Below are 17,604 nucleotides of genomic sequence, written 5' to 3'. Positions count from 1 at the left end.
CGGGGCTCAGTCCCCGTCGATGGCCGAGCGGATCTCGGCCTCGCGCTGCCGGTAGCCGTCGGAGACGGCTTCCCCGAAGTCGCGTGCCTTCTTGTCGAGCGTGCCGAAGAACTCGCGACCCTTGGGGGTCTCGTTGACCTTGTGGGCGACGACGAAGCCGACGGCGACGCCGATCAGGAGCCACAGGAAACTCTTCATTGCAGGATCTTCCCTCCGTGGATGCGTGCGTGGGCGCACTCGCGCAAGTCTAGTCCGCCTTGCGGCGGGAACGGCCGGTCGCGCCGGGCACCCGGAAGGCCGCGCGGACGGCTGCGCTGAAGCCCGCCAGCTTGATCAGAGGCCCTCCCACCGTCGCGGCGAAGAGGGCGACGAGCGCGGACACGTTTCCGGTGACATCCGCCACGTTCTTGGTGATGACGTCGACCCGCGCGAGCTGCTTGTTGGTCTCCTGCAGGGTCGTCGCCGTCTCGTCCAGGATGGGCGTGATGCCGTCGCTGGCCTCCTTGATGGCGTCGCGCGTCGAGTCGAGTACGCGACCCAGCTTGAGCAGCGGGACCGCGATGAACCCGACCAGCACGGCGAAGACACCCGCCGCGATCAGACCAGCGATGTCGCCTCCGGACATGTCGGCTCCCTTCATTCCGAGACGGGCATACGCCCCAGCGTATCGGGAACGCGGCCGACCGGAACCCCGCGCTTCGTCAGGATCGTGCAAATGCGGAACGGGGCCGTGGCCGAAGCCACGACCCCGTTCGCGGGAGTCTCCCCTATCGAGAGTCCGGTTGTCTCAGCGGGCCGCGTAGTACTCGACGACCAGCTGGACCTCGCAGGTGACGGGGACCTCGACGCGCTTCGGGCGACGCACAAGGCGGGCCTGGAGCTTGTCGATCTCGACCTCGAGGTAGCCCGGAACCTTCGGCAGGACGTCGACGTGACCGCCGGCGGCCGCGACCTGGAAGGGCTCGGTGCCCTCGGAGCGGGCCTTGACGTGGATGAGCTGGCCCGGCTTCACGCGGAACGACGGGCGGTCCACGATCTTGCCGTCGACCAGGATGTGGCGGTGAACCACGAACTGGCGCGCCTGGGAGATGGTGCGGGCGAAGCCGGCGCGGAGCACCAGCGCGTCGAGACGCATCTCGAGGAGCTCGACCAGGTTCTCACCGGTCAGGCCCTGGGTGCGGCGCGCCTCTTCGAACGCGATGCGGATCTGCTTCTCGCGGATGCCGTACTGGGCGCGCAGACGCTGCTTCTCGCGCAGACGAACGGCGTAGTCGGAGTCGGCCTTGCGCTTGGTGCGGCCGTGCTCACCGGGAGCGTACGGGCGCTTCTCCATGTAGCGGGCCGCCTTCGGGGTCAGGGCGATGCCCAGGGCGCGCGACTCGCGGGTCTTGCTGCGGGAACGTGAAGACACGGTTTCCTTTCGGTTTTCTCTCTACGAATGTTGGTCGCAGGGCGCACAGGGGCGCACTGCGCAGGGTTTTTCACCTGCAAGAGAGAGGGATTCACGCCAGGGACGCCCGGCTACAGGGCCGTTCCCATCGAAAGCGTGTGTCAGGCAGCCGCACCCTCGACACGCTTCTAGGCCCGTCGATTCTAGCAGATCGCCGTCAGCGTCCGCGCACGATGCGGCGCAGCTTCGCGAGCCGTGCGGCCACGTCGCGCTCATTGCCGTGCTCGGTCGGCGCGTAATAGGTCGTGTCGCGCAGTTCGTCGGGGAGGTACTGCTGCTGCAGCACGCCGAGCGCGTCGTCGTGCGGATACTTGTAGCCCTTGCCGTGGCCGAGCCTCTTGGCGCCCGGATAGTGCGCATCGCGCAGGTGCTTGGGCACCCTCCCGATCTTGCCGGCACGCACGTCGGCGATGGCGGCGTCGAGGGCCATGTACGCCGCGTTCGACTTCGGGGCCGTGGCGAGGTGCACGACCGCCTGAGCGAGCGGTATCCGCCCCTCCGGCATCCCGATGTACTGCACGGCGTCGGCGGCGGCAATCGCGACGACGAGGGCCTGCGGGTCGGCCATCCCGATGTCTTCGGAGGCGGAGACGATGATTCTGCGGGCGATGAATCGGGGGTCCTCCCCCGCCTCGATCATCCGTGCGAGGTAGTGCAGGGCGGCGTCGACGTCTGAACCGCGCACCGATTTGATGAACGCGCTGATGACGTCGTAGTGCTCGTCGCCGTTGCGGTCGTAGCGCAGCAGGGCGCGGTCGACCGCCTGGGCCACGAGCTCCGCGGTGATGACCGGCTTCTTCTTGGAGGTCGCGGGCGTCGCCGAAGCGGCGGAGACCGACGCGGCCTCCAACGCCGTGAGCGCGCGGCGCGCGTCGCCGGATGCGAGCCGGATGAGTGCCGCTCGCGCCTCGTCGTCGAGGGCGTACTGACCGCCGAGGCCGCGGTCGTCGGCGACCGCACGGTCGATCACGACGCCGAGGTCGTCGTCGCTGAGCGTCTCGAGCGTGAGCAGGAGGGACCGCGAGAGCAGCGGCGAGATGACCGAGAACGAGGGGTTCTCGGTCGTGGCCGCCACCAGGATGACCCAACCGTTCTCGACGCCCGGGAGCAGGGCGTCCTGCTGCGCCTTGGTGAACCTGTGGATCTCGTCGAGGAACAGGACGGTCGAGACGCCGTACAGGTCGCGGGTGGAGAGCGCCTCGTCCATGACCAGCCGGACGTCTTTCACACCGGCCGTGACGGCGGAGAGCTCGACGAAGCGTCGCCCCGACGAATGCGCGATGGCCTGCGCCAGGGTCGTCTTGCCCGTGCCGGGAGGACCCCAGAGGATGACGGAGACCGAACCGCTCTGACCCTCTTTGTCGCTCGCGAGCGCGACGAGCGGGGAACCGGGGCGCAGCAGGTGACGTTGACCGGCGACCTCGTCGAGGGACTTCGGCCGCATGCGCACGGCGAGAGGCGTCGCTCCCGTCCGGAGCCCAGGTTGCACGTCGACCACCCGACAAGATTAGTCGCAGCCACCGACATCCCCGTCGGCGGTTCGGGTTTGGGTGCTCATAGCCGCGACGGATAAGGTTCGTGCAGCATTCCATCCCTCTCGATGGAGATCCCCCGCTCGACGGCGCCCCCGGAGGACAGACGTGGCACCCAACAAGCAGAACGACCGCGACGCACGACAGGCTCGCGAGCGCCTGCGCGCCTATCAGGCGCGACAGACCGTGCACGAGCAGAAGGCCAAGCGCCGCACGCGCGACAACTGGGTCGGCGGCATCGCAGTCATCGTCATCGTCGCGCTGGCGATCGGCACGCAGCTCCTCTTCTTCGCCAAGCCGTCGGCGACCAGCGCCTCCGCTTCGCCGTCCCCGTCCGCGTCGTCGGCCGCCGGTGTCCCGTCGAAGTCGATCGCCGAGGGACGGACCTGGACAGGCGACCTCACGGTCAACGGGATCAAGCTCGGCGTCTCGCTCGACGGCGCCGCCGCTCCGCAGGCCGTCTCATCGACCATCTCGCTGGCCCAGAAGAAGTTCTACGACGGGCTCACCTGCCACCGGCTCACCAACGGCGGCTTCTACGTGCTGCAGTGCGGCGACCCGAAGGGTGACGGGACGGGCGGTCCCGGCTACTCGTACGGCCCGATCGAGAACGCCCCGAAGGACGACAAGTATCCCGCGGGCACGATCGCGATGGCGCGGCAGAGCGGCAACGCGAGCAGCCAGGGCAGCCAGTTCTTCATCGTGTACAAGGACACCACCATCCCCTCGGACTCCGCGGGCGGCTACACGGTGATCGGGGAGATCACCAGCGGGCTCGACACGCTCGTGACCGACGTCGCCGACAAGGGTGTGCAGGGCGGCGGCACCGACGGCAAGCCCGCAGTGACGACGAAGATCGACAGCTTCACGCTGCAGTGATCCTGCGCGTGCAATAGGCTGATTCCCAACGTGGCACCGCAAGCAAGGTGAGGCTCTTGGCTACTTCTGAACAGCACCCCTGGGGTCGCGTCGACGAGACCGGCACCGTGTACGTCCGTGAGGGCGATGGCGAACGAGCCGTCGGCGAGTACCCGGACGGCACTCCGGAGGAGGCGATCGCTTACTTCGAGCGCAAGTACACCGATCTCGCGGGCCAGGTCGGCCTCCTCGAGCAGCGTGCACGCCGCGGCGCTCCCGCGGCCGACGTCGCCAAGTCGGTGGCGAGCCTCCGCACGGCCGTCGAGGGGGCGAACGCCGTCGGTGACCTCCCCTCGCTTCTGGTGCGCCTGGACGCGCTCGGCGGCACCGTCGAGGAGCTCACCGAGCAGCAGAGCGCCGAGGCCAAGGCCGCCCTCGAGCAGGCCATCGCCGATCGCACCGCGATCGTCGAGCAGGCCGAGGCGCTCGCCGCGCAGGATCCGGCTCGCACGCAGTGGAAGCAGACCACCGCAGAGCTCGACGCCCTGTTCGCCAGCTGGCAGGCGCACCAGCACGACGGCCCCCGTCTGCCCAAGAACGACGCGAACGAGCTGTGGAAGCGGTTCCGAGCGGCGCGCTCGACGATCGAGCACAACCGCAAGGCCTTCTTCGCCGACCTCGACAACCAGCACCGCGACGTCCGATCCCGCAAGAACGCGCTGATCGAGCAGGCGGAGCGCCTGGTGCCACTGGGCGCCGACGGCGTGCCGGAGTACCGGCGACTGCTCGACCAATGGAAGCTCGCCGGTCGCGCGGGCAAGAAGAACGACGACGCCCTGTGGGCGCGATTCAAGGCTGCGGGCGACGCGATCTACTCGGCGAAGGCGGAGGTCGACGCCCGCGACAGCGAGGAGTACCAGGCCAACCTGGAGCTCAAGCTCGCACTGCTCGATGAGGCGGAGCCCCTCCTCCACGAGAAGGACCGCGAGACCGCCCGCACGAAGTTGCTGTCGATCCAGGAGCGCTGGGACGCCATCGGCCGTGTGCCGCGCGACCAGGTGCGCCCGATCGAGGATCGTCTGCGCAAGGTCGAGGCAGCGGTGCGCCGACTCGATGAGGAGCACTGGGAGCGGAACAATCCCGAGAAGAAGGCCCGCTCCGAGGGCCTCGCGAGCCAGCTCAACGCGGCCATCGCGAAGCTGGAGCAAGAGCTCGAGGACGCCAAGGCCAGCGGCGACTCCGCCAAGGTGAAAGCGGCCCAGGAGGCGCTCGACGCCCGCAAGATCTGGCTCGACGCAATCGGTTGAGTCCGTCCTCCACAGGGCGGCGGTCCTCCACAGAGGGAGTCGCCGCCGAAGTCTCCACGGGTTCACCGATCACCGCTCGATAGCGGCCGCCCGCAGAGCAGGCTGGAGGCATGACCACAGCATGCCCACTCCTGATCGACCGCAGTGTTCTCCCGCTCGCCGAGCTGTTCGCCCTGGTGCTCGACGGCCAGCTCTATCGCGTAGGTGACGCATTCGCGACGCCGGACACGCCTGACACTCCGGAGCTGCGCGCCCACGCGTTCGCCGCGCTCCGTCCCGGCCGCCTGGTCGCCGACCGCGGCACCGCGGCCTGGATCCACGGCACGCGCTCCACTCCGCCGGTTCAGCCTCAGGTCTGCATCGAACGCGCACGGCGCGGCCGGGTGCCGATCGGTTTCGACGCGCACCAGCACGAACTCGCCGTGGGCGACACCGTCGAGCTGGCCTCAGTCCGGCTGACAGCGCCACTGCGCACCGCCCTCGACCTCGTGCTCACGAGCCCGGGCTTCGACTCGCCGGAGGCACTCGAGGTGCGGCACCTGCTCGCGATCGCGCGGGCGTCGCCCGACGACCTCCGGAATCGGATCGCTCGCACGCGCCGGCGCGGCAGCGCACGGGCAGCCCTCCGCATAGTGCTGATCGAGCGCACAGCGCTACCGCGGCCGCTGGAGCCGCCGGAACCGTCGGTCTCGGCCCGAACCGTCGAGGAGGCGGCTCAGCCGCCGCTGACCCGATAGACGTCGTAGACGCCGTCGATCCGCCGCACCGCGTTCAGGACGCGGTCGAGGTGGGTGGTGTCCCCCATCTCGAACACGAACCGGCTCAGCGCGAGGCGATCGCTCGAGGTGGTGACCGTCGCAGAGAGGATGTTGACATGGTGCTCGGAGAGCACGCGCGTGACGTCGGAGAGCAGACCGGAACGGTCGAGGGCCTCGACCTGGATCTGCACGAGGAAGACGCTCTTCGAACTGGGCGCCCACTCGACGTCGATCATTCGGTCGGGCTCCTGCAGCAGCGACTGCACATTGTGACAGTTGGCCTGGTGCACCGAGACGCCCTGGCCGCGGGTCACGAACCCGACGATCGGGTCACCCGGAACCGGGGTGCAGCATTTCGCGAGCTTGACGAGGATATCGGGGGCGCCGCGCACGAGCACGCCGGAGTCGCTGTTGCGCAGCTGCTTGGCGCGACCTTTGACGGGGATCTCCAGCTCGCCGTCGGACTCGACCTCGCTCTGCAGCGAGGCGACGATCTTCTCGATCACCGACTGCGTCGAGATGTGCCCTTCGCCGACCGACGCGTACAGCGACGAGACGTCGGGGTGCTTGAGCGACGACGCGACCTCCACCAGGGCGTCCTGCGTCATCAGCTTCTGCAGCGGGAGGTTCTGCTTGCGCATCGCGCGGGCGATCGCGTCCTTGCCCTGCTCGATGGCCTCGTCGCGGCGCTCTTTGGTGAACCACTGGCGGATCTTGTTGCGCGCCCGCGGGCTCTTGACGAAGTTCAGCCAGTCTTGGCTCGGCCCGGAGTCTGGGTTCTTCGACGTGAAGATCTCGACGACGTCGCCGGTCGAGAGCGCGCTCTCCAGCGGCACCAGCCGGCCGTTCACCTTGGCGCCCATCGTGCGGTGCCCGACCTCGGTGTGCACCGCGTACGCGAAGTCGACCGGGGTCGCGCCGGCGGGAAGTCCGATCACGCGGCCCTTCGGCGTGAAGACGTAGACCTCCTTCGCGCCGATCTCGAACCGCAGCGAGTCGAGGAATTCCGACGGGTCGGCCGTCTCGGCCTGCCAGTCGGAGATGTGCGCGAGCCACGCCAGATCGGTGTCGACCTTGCCCGGCCCTCCGGCGCTCTTGCCTGTGGTCTGCTCCTTGTACTTCCAGTGCGCCGCGACACCGAACTCGGCGCGCTGGTGCATCTCCTCCGTGCGGATCTGGATCTCGACAGGGCGGCCCTGGGGACCGATCACGGTGGTGTGCAGCGACTGGTAGAGGTTGAACTTCGGGGTCGCGATGTAGTCCTTGAAGCGGCCAGGCATCGGCGTCCACCGGGCATGGATCGAGCCGAGCACCGCGTAGCAGTCGCGCACGGTGTTGACCAGCACGCGGATGCCGACCAGGTCGTAGATGTCGTCGAACTCGCGACCGCGCACGACCATCTTCTGGTAGATCGAGTAGTACTGCTTGGGGCGGCCGACGACCTTGCCGCGGATCTTCGCGGTCTTCAGGTCGTCATTGATCGCGTCGATCACCTGCTGCACCAGACGCTCGCGCTCCGGAGTGCGCTGCTTCACGAGGCTCTCGATCTCGGCGTACAGCTTGGGGTACAGCACCGCGAACGAGAGGTCTTCGAGCTCCCACTTGATCGTCTGGATGCCGAGGCGATGCGCCAGCGGAGCGTAGATCTCGAGGGTCTCCGTCGCCTTGCGAGTGGCGTTGGCGGCCGGGACGAATCCCCAGGTGCGCGCGTTGTGCAGCCGGTCGGCGAGCTTGATGATCAGCACACGGATGTCCTTCGACATCGCCACGATCATCTTGCGGACGGTCTCGGCCTGCGCACTGTCACCGTACTTGACCTTGTCGAGCTTGGTGACGCCGTCGACGAGCATCGCGATCTCGTCACCGAACTGATCGCGCAGCTCATCGAGCGTGTAGCTGGTGTCCTCCACCGTGTCGTGGAGGAGCGCCGCGGCGATCGTCTTGGCACCGATGCCGAGATCGGCGATGATCTGCGCGACCGCCACAGGGTGCGTGATGTACGGCTCACCCGACCGTCGCTTCTGCCCGTCGTGCGCGCGTTCGGCGACAGCGTACGCACGCTCGATGAGCGACAGGTCGGCCTTCGGGTGGTGCATGCGCACCGTGCGGATCAGCGTGTCTACCGCGCCTGCGGGCTGGGCACGCGAGAAGATGCGCGGAACGAGGCGGCGCAGCGAAGCAGACTGCGGTGTCGATGTATCAACCATGTGCGCGCCTCCTCTCGTCCATTATGGCCGGTGGTCCGGCCCGGACAGCGCGCCCCCGGAAGCCTGCCAGGCGAGCATACCGCCGGCGACGTTCGCCGCCGGATAGTTCGCCTGCAGCAGGGCGTCCGTCACCATCCGCGATCGGGCGCCGCTATGGCAGATCACCAGGATCTGAGCGTCCTCCGGAAGCTCGTGCTGGCGATACCCGAGTTCCGCGAGCGGGATGTGGTGGGCCTCCGGCGCATGACCGGCCTCCCACTCGCCCACCTCTCGGACGTCGAGCAGCCAGGCTGCTCCGGAGTCGATGAGCTCACGCGCACGCGCGGCGCTCACTTCGTCGTCCGACAGGTAGGAACCGCTCACTCGTCCCCGCTATTCCGCCGAGACCGGCTCGACAGCGGCGACTGTGGCCTTCGGGCGGACAGAACGGACCTTCTGGTCGTGCTTCTTGATCGCCGCCTCGCCCTCACGGAACTGCGAGTACATCGGCGCCGCCAGGAAGATCGTCGAATACGTGCCCACGATGATTCCGATGAGCAGCGCGAGCGAGATGTCGCGCAGCGTCGCCGCTCCGAACGCGTAGGCGCCGATGAAGAGGATCGACGCGACGGGCAGCACCGCGACGACAGCGGTGTTGATCGAGCGCACGAGCGTCTGGTTGACAGCGAGGTTGACGGCCTCCGGGAACGTCCGCCGAGTGAGCTCCAGCTCCTCCTTGGTGTTCTCGCGGATCTTGTCGAACACCACGACGGTGTCGTAGAGCGAGTAGCCGAGGATCGTCAGGAAGCCGATCATCGTCGCCGGCGAGACCTCGAATCCGACGAGGGCGTAGATGCCCGCCGTGATGATGAGGTCGTGGAACAGCGAGACGATCGCGGACGCCGACATCTTCCACGTTCGGAAGTAGAGCGCCATGGCGATGAACGCGAGCAGGAGGAACACGACCAGACCCTGAATGGTCTGCTGAGTCACATCCGCACCCCACGACGGGCCGATGAAGGTCGACGAGACCTCGGAGGAGGAGACGCCGTACGTCTTCGCGAGCGCGTCGCCGACCGCCTTCGTCTGGCTCTCCGAGAGCTGATCGGTCTGCACCTGGATGGCGTTGTTGCCGACGACGCTCACGTGCGAGACGGCGTTGGGGACGACGCTCTGCACAGCTCCCTGCGCCTTCGACGTGTCGGTGCTCTGCACGTCGCTGATCAGGAACTGCGACCCGCCGCGGAACTCGATCGAGAAGTTGAACCCGCCCTTGACGATCGGGACCAGGATCGAGAGCACGACCAGAACGATCGCGATCGAGTACCAGATCTTGCGCTTGCCGACGAAGTCGAACGAGCGGGCACCGGTGTAGAGGTCGTTTCCGAACCTGGTGAGACGGCTGGCCATCAGTTGTCCTTCCCCTCGGACGAGCGATCCGACGACGAGGAGGTCGAGGCGGAGGTGAGCTCCGCCGCTTTGCGCTCGGCGATCGTCTGGCGACGAGCGGCCTCTCCGCTGCTGCGTGCGGCCTTGCCGGCCGGCACCGACGTCTGCGCCGGAGTGCGGAAGCGGGCGGCTCCGCGGTACACCGCGCCGAGAGCGTCGGGGTCGAGGCCCGACAGCTTGTGGCCGGTGCTGAAGAAGCGAGTCTTCGCGAGCAGCTGCAATGTCGGGTGCGTGAACAGCAGCACCACGATCACGTCGATGATCGTCGTGAGGCCGAGCGTGAAGGCGAAGCCGCGGACGTTCGCCGCCGCCAGCACGTAGAGCACGACGGCCGCGAGGAGGTTGGTGGCCTTGGACGCGTAGATCGTGCGTCGTGCGCGGCCCCAGCCGGCCTCCACCGCGGATTCGAGACTGCGCCCATCGCGCAACTCGTCTCGTATTCGCTCGAAGTAGACGATGAAGGAGTCGGCGGTGAAACCGATGGCCACGATGAGGCCGGCGACGCCCGCGAGCGAGAGCCGGTAGTCGTAGTGCCACGACAGCAGCGAGATCGTCAGCCACGTGAGCGCGCCGGCGACCACGAGCGAAAAGATCGTGACCAGACCGAGCAGGCGGTACTGGAAGAACGTGTAGATCGCGACCAGGATCAGACCGATCAGACCGGCGATCAGACCGCTGATGAGCTGCGAGGTTCCGAGCGTGGCCGAGATGTCGTCCTGGCTCTGCACCTTGAAGCTGAAGGGCAGCGCACCGAACTTGAGCTGGTCGGCGAGCGTCTTCGCGCTCTGCTCGGTGAAGTTGCCCGAGATCTGCGGCTTGCCGTCGGTGATGGCCGCCTGCGTGGTCGGCGCCGAGATCACGCGGCCGTCGAGGACGATCGCGAACTGGTTCTGCGCCCCCTGGAGGCCGATGAGACGGGTCGTGACGTCGGCGAACTGCTTGGTCCCCGTGCTGTCGAACACGATGTTGACGGCCCACTGACCCGTCGTCACACCCTGCGAGCTCTGCATGATGCCGGCGCTCGCGTCGGAGATGTTCTGACCCTTGACCTCGACCGGGCCGAGCAGGTACTTGACCGTGTTGCCGTCGTCACAGGTGATCAGCGGCTTGTCGGTCGGAGCGGCGCTCAGGTCTTTGTTCTTGTTGGCGGAGCAGTCGTACGCGTCGAACTGCGCCTGCAGCTCGGGCGTCACCCAGGCGAGGTCGCTGCCGTTCGTCGGCTTGGTCGACGGCGTGGACTGCAAACCCGGCGCGGGGCTCGGTGCCGGTGTCGACTTGCCGTCGGCGCCCACGACCTCGTTGGTCGGGCCGCTGGTCTGCAGCACTGCGCGGAAGTCGAGGCGAGCACTCGCCTTGACGCGGTCGAGTGTCTGCTGGTCGGGCTTGCCCGGCAGCGAGACGACGATGTTCCGCGATCCCTCGGTGGAGATCTGCGCCTCGGACACACCCGACGCGTCGATGCGCTGACGGATGATCGAGACCGCCTGGTCGAGCTGCTGCTGCTGCACCGACTGACCGTTCTCGACCTGCGGGGCGAGGATGATCTGGGTGCCGCCCTCGAGGTCGAGAGCGAGCTTGGGCAGCCACGTCGCATTGCTGAACAGGACGCCGGCCGTGAGGGTCCCGAGAAGGACCACCACGATGACGCCGAGCCACGTCAGCGAACGCCAGGCTTTTTTGACCGGGGTCGACTTTGCCACCTAGGAACTCAGCTTTCTACGAGCGATCCGCGCACCCTCTCGGCGCGCGGAGCACAGGGATGCTATCAGTCGTCGCTCTTGGCGCCGGGCTTCTTCGGCGCGTCGTCGATCCGCTCGCCGAACTCCGGCTCCGACGACTCGACCGAGATCGCGTGATCCTGGTTGAGCTCGGGGCCGGCGACCTCGGTGTCGTCGAGCTCAGGAGTCTTGGGCTCCACGACGCGGGCGAGCACCTGACGGTGCACCTTCACGACGTGACCGGGGCCGGTCTCGATGAGCGCGGTGTTGTCGTCTTCGTCGACGGACAGCAGGGTGCCGTAGAGGCCGAAGTTGGTCATGACCTCGGCGCCGGGCACCATCTTCGAACGGGTCTCGTCCTGCTCCTTGCGGCGCTTGCGGCTGTTGCGGAACATGAAGAACACGAGGGCCGCCAGAATGACGACCATCACAATGGTCAACGGATCAATGGGCATGAAGTCTGCCGAACCTTCCGGTTAAGTCAAGGGGGGTAGGCGAATGGCCAGCTTGAATTATAGGTCATCCATCAGGGACGGTTGCTGTGAGTGCCCCTGCTGCGGGCTGGACATTCCGAAGTGGCGCCAGGCGGCCGGCGTGGCGACCCGCCCGCGCGGGGTGCGCGACAGCAATCCGATGCGCACAAGGAACGGCTCGACGACCGACTCGATGGTCTCCGCCTCTTCTCCGACCGAGACGGCGAGCGTGTTCAGCCCCACCGGTCCTCCGTCGAAACGCTCCAGGATCGCGTGCAGTACGGCGCGGTCGAGCCGGTCGAGGCCGAGCGCATCGACGTCGTACAGCTCCAGGGCGGCCCGCACGGCCTCCAGGTCGGCTCGGCGGCCGTGGACGAGGGCATAGTCGCGCACGCGGCGCAGGAGCCGGTTGGCGATGCGCGGCGTTCCGCGGCAGCGGCCGGCGATCTCGGCGAGGGCCTCGCGGTCGATCGCGAACTCCAGCATGGCGGCGGCCCGCGAGAGCACCTGCGTCAGCTCGCCCTCGTCGTAGAACTCGAGGTGCGCCGTGAAGCCGAAGCGGTCGCGCAGCGGGTTGGGCAGCAGCCCGGAGCGCGTGGTGGCGCCGACGAGCGTGAACGGCGCGAGGTCGAGCGGGATGGAGGTGGCGCCCGCGCCCTTGCCGACCATGATGTCGATGCGGAAGTCCTCCATCGCCAGGTAGAGCATCTCCTCTGCCGAACGCGCCATTCGGTGGATCTCGTCGATGAAGAGCACCTCCCCCGGCGTGAGCGACGAGAGCAGGGCGGCGAGATCGCCCGCGTGCTGGATCGCCGGACCGCTGGAGAGGCGGAGCGGTCGCTCGCTCTCGTGCGCGACGATCATCGCGAGCGTCGTCTTGCCGAGCCCGGGAGGCCCCGCGAGCAGGATATGGTCGGCCGTGCGCTCCTGCATCTTCGCGGCCGTCAGCAGCAACTGCAGCTGGCCCCGGACCTTGGCCTGCCCGACGAACTCCGACAGCGTGCGGGGTCGGAGCGCTCCCTCGAACGCGAGCTCCGACTCGGATTCCAGCTCGGGGGCGGTCAGGTCGTCGCTCATCGGGAGACGCCCTTCGGGGCCGCGGCAGCCGGCCCGAGCCGGGCGAGCGTCAGCCGCAGCAGCGTCTGAACCGAATCACGCGCACTCTCATCCGTCTCGGCGACCACATCGGCGACGGCCTCCGCAGCGATCTTCTCTGGCCACCCGAGACCGACCAGCGCGACGAGCACGCTGTCGGGGACCGCCGAGGGCGCTCCCCCGGCCTTGATCGCGCGCGCCGGTGCGCGGCGGGTGGCGGTGAGCTTGCCCGTCAGGGACACCACGATGAGCTTGGCGGTCTTCGGCCCGATCCCGGACACCTTGCGGAACGGCGCGTCGTCGTCGGCCGCCACGGCATCGGCGACCTGATCGGGGCTGAGCACGGACAGGACGCCGATCGCCGACTTGGGGCCGACGCCGGACACGCCGTTGAGAAGCTCGAAGACCTGCAGCTGCTCGAGGTCGGCGAAGCCGAAGAGCTGCAGCGCGTCCTCGCGCACGATCAGGGTCGCGTGGACGAAGGCCTCGTCGCCGACGCGCAGGGACAGCACGTGATCGGGGGTGAGTTGCACGGCGAAGCCGACACCGCCCACCTCGATCACAGCGGTGCCGCCGATCGCCGAGAGCACGGTGCCGCGGAGGGAGGAGATCACCTGGCAAGCCTACGGGGCACGGCCGACGCCCGGGCGGAGCGCTCGGCGGCGCGCCACGCCGCCTGGGCGGGAGTCTGGGCGTCACCCGAGCTGGAGGCTCCCGGGCCGTCGGTCGCCGGCGAACCTCGCCACGCGTGGCAGATGGCGATGGCGAGGGCGTCCGCGGCGTCGGCCGGCTTGGGCGCCTCCGCCAGCCCGAGGATGCGCGCGACCATCGCCTGCACCTGCCGCTTGTCGGCGGAGCCGTAGCCGGTGATGGCGGCCTTGACCTCGCTGGGCGTGTGCAGGGCGACGGGGAGGCCGCGACGCGCGGCCGAGTGCAGCGCGACGCCGCTGACCTGGGCCACGCCCATGACCGTCCGGAGGTTGTGCTGGGCGAAGACGCGCTCGATGGCGACGACCTCCGGCCGATGCTCGTCGAGCAGCTCGTCGATCCCGGTGCCGACTGCCAGCAGCCGCTTCTCGAGCGGCATGTCCGCGGGCGTGCGGATGACCGTGACCTCCACCAGCGTCGCACGGCGGTCGGGGCGCACGTCGACCACGCCGACGCCGCATCGCGTCAGACCCGGGTCGATGCCGAGAACCCGGATCGTCATGGCGTCGCCTTACTCGTCGTCTTCGAGCTGCGCCTGCACCTCGGCGGAGATGTCGAGGTTCGTGTAGACGTTCTGTACGTCATCCGAGTCTTCGAGAGCGTCGATGAGGCGGAAGACCTTGCGCGCCACCTCGGCGTCGGCCTCGACGTTGACCGTGGCCACGAACTCGGCGTCGGCCGAGTCGTAGTCGATCCCCGCGTCTTGGAGGGCCGTGCGCGCGGCGACGAGGTCGGTCGCCTCGGTCAGCACCTCGAAGCTCTCGCCGCGGTCGGTGACCTCCTCGGCGCCGGCGTCGAGCACGGCCGACAGCACGGCGTCCTCGTCGACACCGTCGGCGTGCGGCACCACGATGACGCCCTTGCGATGGAAGTTGTACGCGACGCTGCCCGGGTCGGCCATGGTGCCGCCGTTGCGGGTCATGGCGGTGCGCACCTCCGCGGCCGCACGGTTCTTGTTCTCGGTGAGGCACTCGATCAGGAGGGCGACGCCGCCGGGGCCGTAGCCCTCGTACATGATCGTCGTGTAGTCGATCGACTCACCGGTGAGGCCGGCGCCGCGCTTGATGGCGCGGTCGATGTTGTCGTTGGGCACCGAGGTCTTCTTGGCCTTCTGCACCGCGTCGACCAGGGTCGGGTTGCCGGAGAGGTCGGCGCCGCCGGTCTTGGCCGCCACCTCGATGTTCTTGATGAGCTTCGCGAACGACTTGGCGCGACGGGCGTCGATGACCGCCTTCTTGTGCTTGGTCGTTGCCCACTTGGAATGCCCGGACACTGGTGCTCCCTCGAGTTGCGTTTGAACCTGTCCATAATAATGCCTCGGCCGGCGCCGGCCCGAAGGCGAGGGCGGCGGAGCGTCGGGGACCGGAGCGCGAGACGTGGCCTGCTGCGCAACGACCTATTGCGCCGCGAGCGCGCGGTGCACGGACGCCACCGCGCTCGCGCCCTCGCCGACGGCCGCGGCGATGCGCTTCATCGAACCGTGGCGCACATCCCCCGCTGCGAAGACCCCGGCGATGCTGGTCTCGAACGGCAGCGGCCCGCGCCCGGCGGCCTCGACCGGCGGGAGGTCGACGTCGGTGAGAAGGAACCCGCTGCCGTCGACCGCCGCTCCGCTCAGCCACGAGGCCCGCGGTTCGGCGCCGACGAAGCAGAACAGAGCGGCCGCGGCGAGCTCCTCACGCTCTCCCGTCGCCGACGACGTCAGCGTCACGGCCTCCAACTGCTCGCCGCCGTGCAGTGCGGTCACGTCCGACGACGGGTGCACCGAGATCCGCTCGTGCGACAGGACGCGGTCGACCAGGTACGTCGACATCTTCGCCGCGATGTCCGCGCCGCGCACGACCAGGGCGACCTCGCTCCCCAGCCCGGCGAGATACAGGGCGGCCTGCCCGGCGGAGTTCGCGCCTCCGACCACGACCGCCGGACGGCCGGCGACGGTACGCGCCTCCAGCTCGGTGGTCGCGAAGAAGATGCTGCCGCCTTCGAAATCCGCCCAGCGGTCGAGCGGGAGGCGCCGGTACCGGGCGCCGGTGGCGACCACGATCGCCCTGGCGCGGATGCTCTCCCCCTCGGCCAAGGTCAGCTCGTGCCCGTTCGGCGACGGTGCGAGAGCTGTGACTTCGGCCGGAGCCGAGAGCCGCACTCCGAACTTGAGCGCCTGGACGAGGCCGAGCTCGGTGATCTCCCCTCCGGATACTCCGGCCGGGAACCCCAGGTAGTTCTCGATCCGGGAGCTCGCCGCTGCTTGTCCGCCCGGGGCGAGCGCGTCGAGCACCAGCGTGGACAACCCCTCCGAGGCGCCGTAGATCCCGGCTGCGAGTCCTGCAGGACCGGCCCCCACGACGACCAGGTCGAACTCGTCGCCGTCGCGATAGCGGTAGGCGAGCCCCACCGCCTCGGCGAGCGCGAGCGGGGTCGCGCCCGCGATCACGGTGTCCCGCGCGACGACGATCGGGAGGGGCAGGTCAGCATGACCGGACGCCTGGAGCGCGGCACGGCCCTGATCCGTCGCGACGTCGTTCCACCGGTGCGGCAGTTCCATCCGTGCGGCGTACCTGCGGAGCGCCATGGCACCCGCCGAACCCTCGGTCCCGAAGATCTGGGTCGTACGGCCCGCCGCGGCCATCAGCAGCCGGCGACGGGCACGGAACGCGCCCAGCAGGGTCTCCGACAGTGACCCGTCGTTGGACATCAGCTGCTTGAACGCAGCGTTCGGGACCCGCCGCACGATGCTCGGCTCCACGATCCGCGCGGTGAGCAGGGAGGCCTGGCCCGTGAGCATGCTCAGCTCGCCGAGGAACTCCCCCGCCTGCCACTCGGCGACGACACGGGCTGGAGAGTCGGCCGTGGCCTCGCGCACGATGTCCACGCGACCCGACTCCATGACGAAGAAGTCGAGCTCGTCGTCGCCGGCGCGGAACAGCGTGTCGCCGACGGCGAACTCCTCCGGCGTGCCGAGCGCGAGCAGGCGCGCGAGCACATCCTGCTCCAGGACGGGGTTGGCCGCGGTTCCGACCGGGACACGGAACGGCGGCCGCTCGGCCGAAGGGGTCGACACGCCGCGATCATAGAGCGGCGCGGCGTGCCCGCACCATCCTCAGACCCGGGCGGCCACCCGCGCCCGCACCTTGGCGAGGAAGTAGGCGTGGAAGCGCGTGTCACCGGTGATCTCCGGATGGAACGAGGTGCCGAGGAGGTCGCCCTGCTCGACAGCGACCACGCGGCCGTCCGGCACGCGCGCCAGCACGGTCGCGCGCTCCCCCACGCTCTCGACTATGGGCGCGCGGATGAACACGGCGTGCACCGGCTCCTCGCCCAGCTGCGGGATGTCGAGGTCCGTCTCGAACGAGTCGACCTGCGAGCCGAACGCGTTGCGGCGCACCGCGACGTCCAGGCCGCCGAGGCTCTGCTGGCCCGCGATCCCGTCGACGATCGTGTCGGCGAGCATGATGAGCCCCGCGCACGTGCCGTAGACGGGAAGACCTTCCCCGATCGCGGCCTTCAGCGGCTCGGCGAGCCCGAAGGCGCGGGCGAGCTTGTCCATCACGCTCGACTCGCCGCCGGGGATCACCAGGCCGTCGACCTGCTGCAGCTCCTCCGGGCGCCGCACCGGGACGGCGTCGGCGCCCAGGCCGCGCAGGACCGCGAGGTGCTCGCGGAAATCGCCCTGCAGGGCCAGGACGCCGACGCGGGGGCCGATCGCCGCAGCCGTCGGCATCCCGTCGGGGCTACCAGCCACGCTCGGCGAGGCGGTGCGGGGCAGCGAGGTCGGAGACGTTGATGCCGACCATTGCCTCGCCCAGGCCGCGGGAGACCTCCGCGATGACCTTGGGGTCGTCGTAGAAAGTGGTCGCCTTGACGATCGCGGCCGCGCGCTGCTCGGGGTTGCCCGACTTGAAGATGCCCGAGCCGACGAACACGCCGTCGGCGCCCAGTTGCATCATCATCGCCGCGTCGGCAGGAGTCGCCACGCCGCCGGCCGTGAACAGCACCACGGGGAGCTTGCCGGTCTCGGCGATCTCGGCGACCAGCTCGTACGGTGCCTGGAGGTCCTTCGCGGCGACGTACTG

General features: G+C 69.0%; 19 protein-coding genes. 3 read left to right on the top strand and 16 right to left on the bottom strand.

The features are described from left to right. Window positions 1-6: 6 nt before the first annotated feature. The 4 genes from AC0HS0_RS04400 to AC0HS0_RS04385 all read right to left on the bottom strand — a co-directional run bounded on the left by AC0HS0_RS04400 (window position 7) and on the right by AC0HS0_RS04385 (window position 2,948). Window positions 7-198 (bottom strand): hypothetical protein, encoded by a 192-nt coding sequence (locus AC0HS0_RS04400; protein ID WP_055915845.1) that lies wholly within the window; start codon window positions 196-198, stop codon window positions 7-9. A 49-nt stretch (window positions 199-247) separates the two neighbouring features. Further along, window positions 248-625 carry a DUF948 domain-containing protein gene (locus AC0HS0_RS04395; protein WP_208039433.1) on the bottom strand — a complete coding sequence of 126 codons (378 nt, stop codon included), beginning with the start codon at window positions 623-625 and terminating at the stop codon, window positions 248-250. A gap of 162 nt (window positions 626-787) precedes the next feature. Continuing rightward, window positions 788-1,411, bottom strand: a complete 624-nt coding sequence (gene rpsD / locus AC0HS0_RS04390; RefSeq protein ID WP_472961899.1) for a 30S ribosomal protein S4 — start codon at window positions 1,409-1,411, stop codon at window positions 788-790. Between the two features lie 196 nt (window positions 1,412-1,607). After that, window positions 1,608-2,948, bottom strand: coding sequence for a replication-associated recombination protein A (locus tag AC0HS0_RS04385; protein WP_472961897.1), 1,341 nt, complete (start codon window positions 2,946-2,948; stop codon window positions 1,608-1,610). A 142-nt stretch (window positions 2,949-3,090) separates the two neighbouring features. On the opposite strand from AC0HS0_RS04385, the gene AC0HS0_RS04380 reads away from it, so the two are divergent. The 3 genes from AC0HS0_RS04380 to AC0HS0_RS04370 all read left to right on the top strand — a co-directional run bounded on the left by AC0HS0_RS04380 (window position 3,091) and on the right by AC0HS0_RS04370 (window position 5,884). Then, window positions 3,091-3,861: a peptidylprolyl isomerase gene (locus AC0HS0_RS04380; protein ID WP_472961895.1), complete on the top strand. Its 771-nt coding sequence runs from the start codon at window positions 3,091-3,093 to the stop codon at window positions 3,859-3,861. Window positions 3,862-3,968: 107 nt separating this feature from the next. Further along, window positions 3,969-5,147 (top strand): DUF349 domain-containing protein, encoded by a 1,179-nt coding sequence (locus AC0HS0_RS04375; protein ID WP_472962132.1) that lies wholly within the window; start codon window positions 3,969-3,971, stop codon window positions 5,145-5,147. 110 nt (window positions 5,148-5,257) lie between these two features. Further along, window positions 5,258-5,884 carry a type IV toxin-antitoxin system AbiEi family antitoxin gene (locus AC0HS0_RS04370; RefSeq protein WP_472961894.1) on the top strand — a complete coding sequence of 209 codons (627 nt, stop codon included), beginning with the start codon at window positions 5,258-5,260 and terminating at the stop codon, window positions 5,882-5,884. Here the strand turns inward: AC0HS0_RS04370 and AC0HS0_RS04365 are convergent. From AC0HS0_RS04365 to AC0HS0_RS04310, 12 genes are all read right to left on the bottom strand, one after another. Then, window positions 5,863-8,112 (bottom strand): RelA/SpoT family protein, encoded by a 2,250-nt coding sequence (locus AC0HS0_RS04365; RefSeq protein WP_472961893.1) that lies wholly within the window; start codon window positions 8,110-8,112, stop codon window positions 5,863-5,865. The two genes, AC0HS0_RS04370 and AC0HS0_RS04365, sit on opposite strands and share 22 nt — an antisense overlap. Window positions 8,113-8,133: 21 nt before the next feature. Then, complete coding sequence (locus tag AC0HS0_RS04360) at window positions 8,134-8,475, bottom strand: rhodanese-like domain-containing protein (RefSeq protein WP_472961891.1); 342 nt, start codon at window positions 8,473-8,475, stop codon at window positions 8,134-8,136. 9 nt (window positions 8,476-8,484) lie between these two features. Next, window positions 8,485-9,501, bottom strand: a complete 1,017-nt coding sequence (gene secF / locus AC0HS0_RS04355) for a protein translocase subunit SecF (RefSeq protein WP_472961889.1) — start codon at window positions 9,499-9,501, stop codon at window positions 8,485-8,487. Then, complete coding sequence (gene secD / locus AC0HS0_RS04350; RefSeq protein WP_472961888.1) at window positions 9,501-11,240, bottom strand: protein translocase subunit SecD; 1,740 nt, start codon at window positions 11,238-11,240, stop codon at window positions 9,501-9,503. Before secD ends, secF begins: the two co-directional genes overlap by 1 nt. Before the next feature lie 65 nt (window positions 11,241-11,305). Further along, complete coding sequence (gene yajC / locus AC0HS0_RS04345) at window positions 11,306-11,713, bottom strand: preprotein translocase subunit YajC (RefSeq protein ID WP_472961887.1); 408 nt, start codon at window positions 11,711-11,713, stop codon at window positions 11,306-11,308. 57 nt (window positions 11,714-11,770) lie between these two features. Beyond that, window positions 11,771-12,808 (bottom strand): Holliday junction branch migration DNA helicase RuvB, encoded by a 1,038-nt coding sequence (gene ruvB, locus AC0HS0_RS04340; protein ID WP_472961886.1) that lies wholly within the window; start codon window positions 12,806-12,808, stop codon window positions 11,771-11,773. Next, the gene (gene ruvA / locus AC0HS0_RS04335) at window positions 12,805-13,440 is read right to left on the bottom strand and encodes a Holliday junction branch migration protein RuvA (RefSeq protein ID WP_472961885.1); all 636 of its coding nucleotides are present in this window, start codon (window positions 13,438-13,440) and stop codon (window positions 12,805-12,807) included. The genes ruvB and ruvA overlap by 4 nt, the downstream gene beginning before the upstream one ends. Then, the gene (gene ruvC / locus AC0HS0_RS04330; RefSeq protein ID WP_472962131.1) at window positions 13,437-14,030 is read right to left on the bottom strand and encodes a crossover junction endodeoxyribonuclease RuvC; all 594 of its coding nucleotides are present in this window, start codon (window positions 14,028-14,030) and stop codon (window positions 13,437-13,439) included. Before ruvC ends, ruvA begins: the two co-directional genes overlap by 4 nt. Before the next feature lie 15 nt (window positions 14,031-14,045). Then, the gene (locus tag AC0HS0_RS04325) at window positions 14,046-14,807 is read right to left on the bottom strand and encodes a YebC/PmpR family DNA-binding transcriptional regulator (protein ID WP_472961884.1); all 762 of its coding nucleotides are present in this window, start codon (window positions 14,805-14,807) and stop codon (window positions 14,046-14,048) included. A 123-nt stretch (window positions 14,808-14,930) separates the two neighbouring features. Further along, a complete protein-coding gene (locus tag AC0HS0_RS04320; RefSeq protein ID WP_472961882.1) occupies window positions 14,931-16,592 on the bottom strand; it encodes an FAD-dependent oxidoreductase in 1,662 nt (553 codons plus the stop codon). A 39-nt stretch (window positions 16,593-16,631) separates the two neighbouring features. After that, on the bottom strand, window positions 16,632-17,252 hold the full coding sequence (pdxT, locus tag AC0HS0_RS04315; RefSeq protein WP_472962129.1) for a pyridoxal 5'-phosphate synthase glutaminase subunit PdxT: 621 nt from the start codon (window positions 17,250-17,252) through the stop codon (window positions 16,632-16,634). 10 nt (window positions 17,253-17,262) lie between these two features. Next, window positions 17,263-17,604 (bottom strand): beta/alpha barrel domain-containing protein (locus tag AC0HS0_RS04310; RefSeq protein ID WP_472961880.1); only part of this gene is annotated, 342 nt, incomplete at its 5' end.

The sequence above is a fragment of the Leifsonia sp. PARNA 1/14 genome, assembly GCF_055720965.1.
This window is presented reverse-complemented; position numbering and strand designations above follow the sequence as displayed.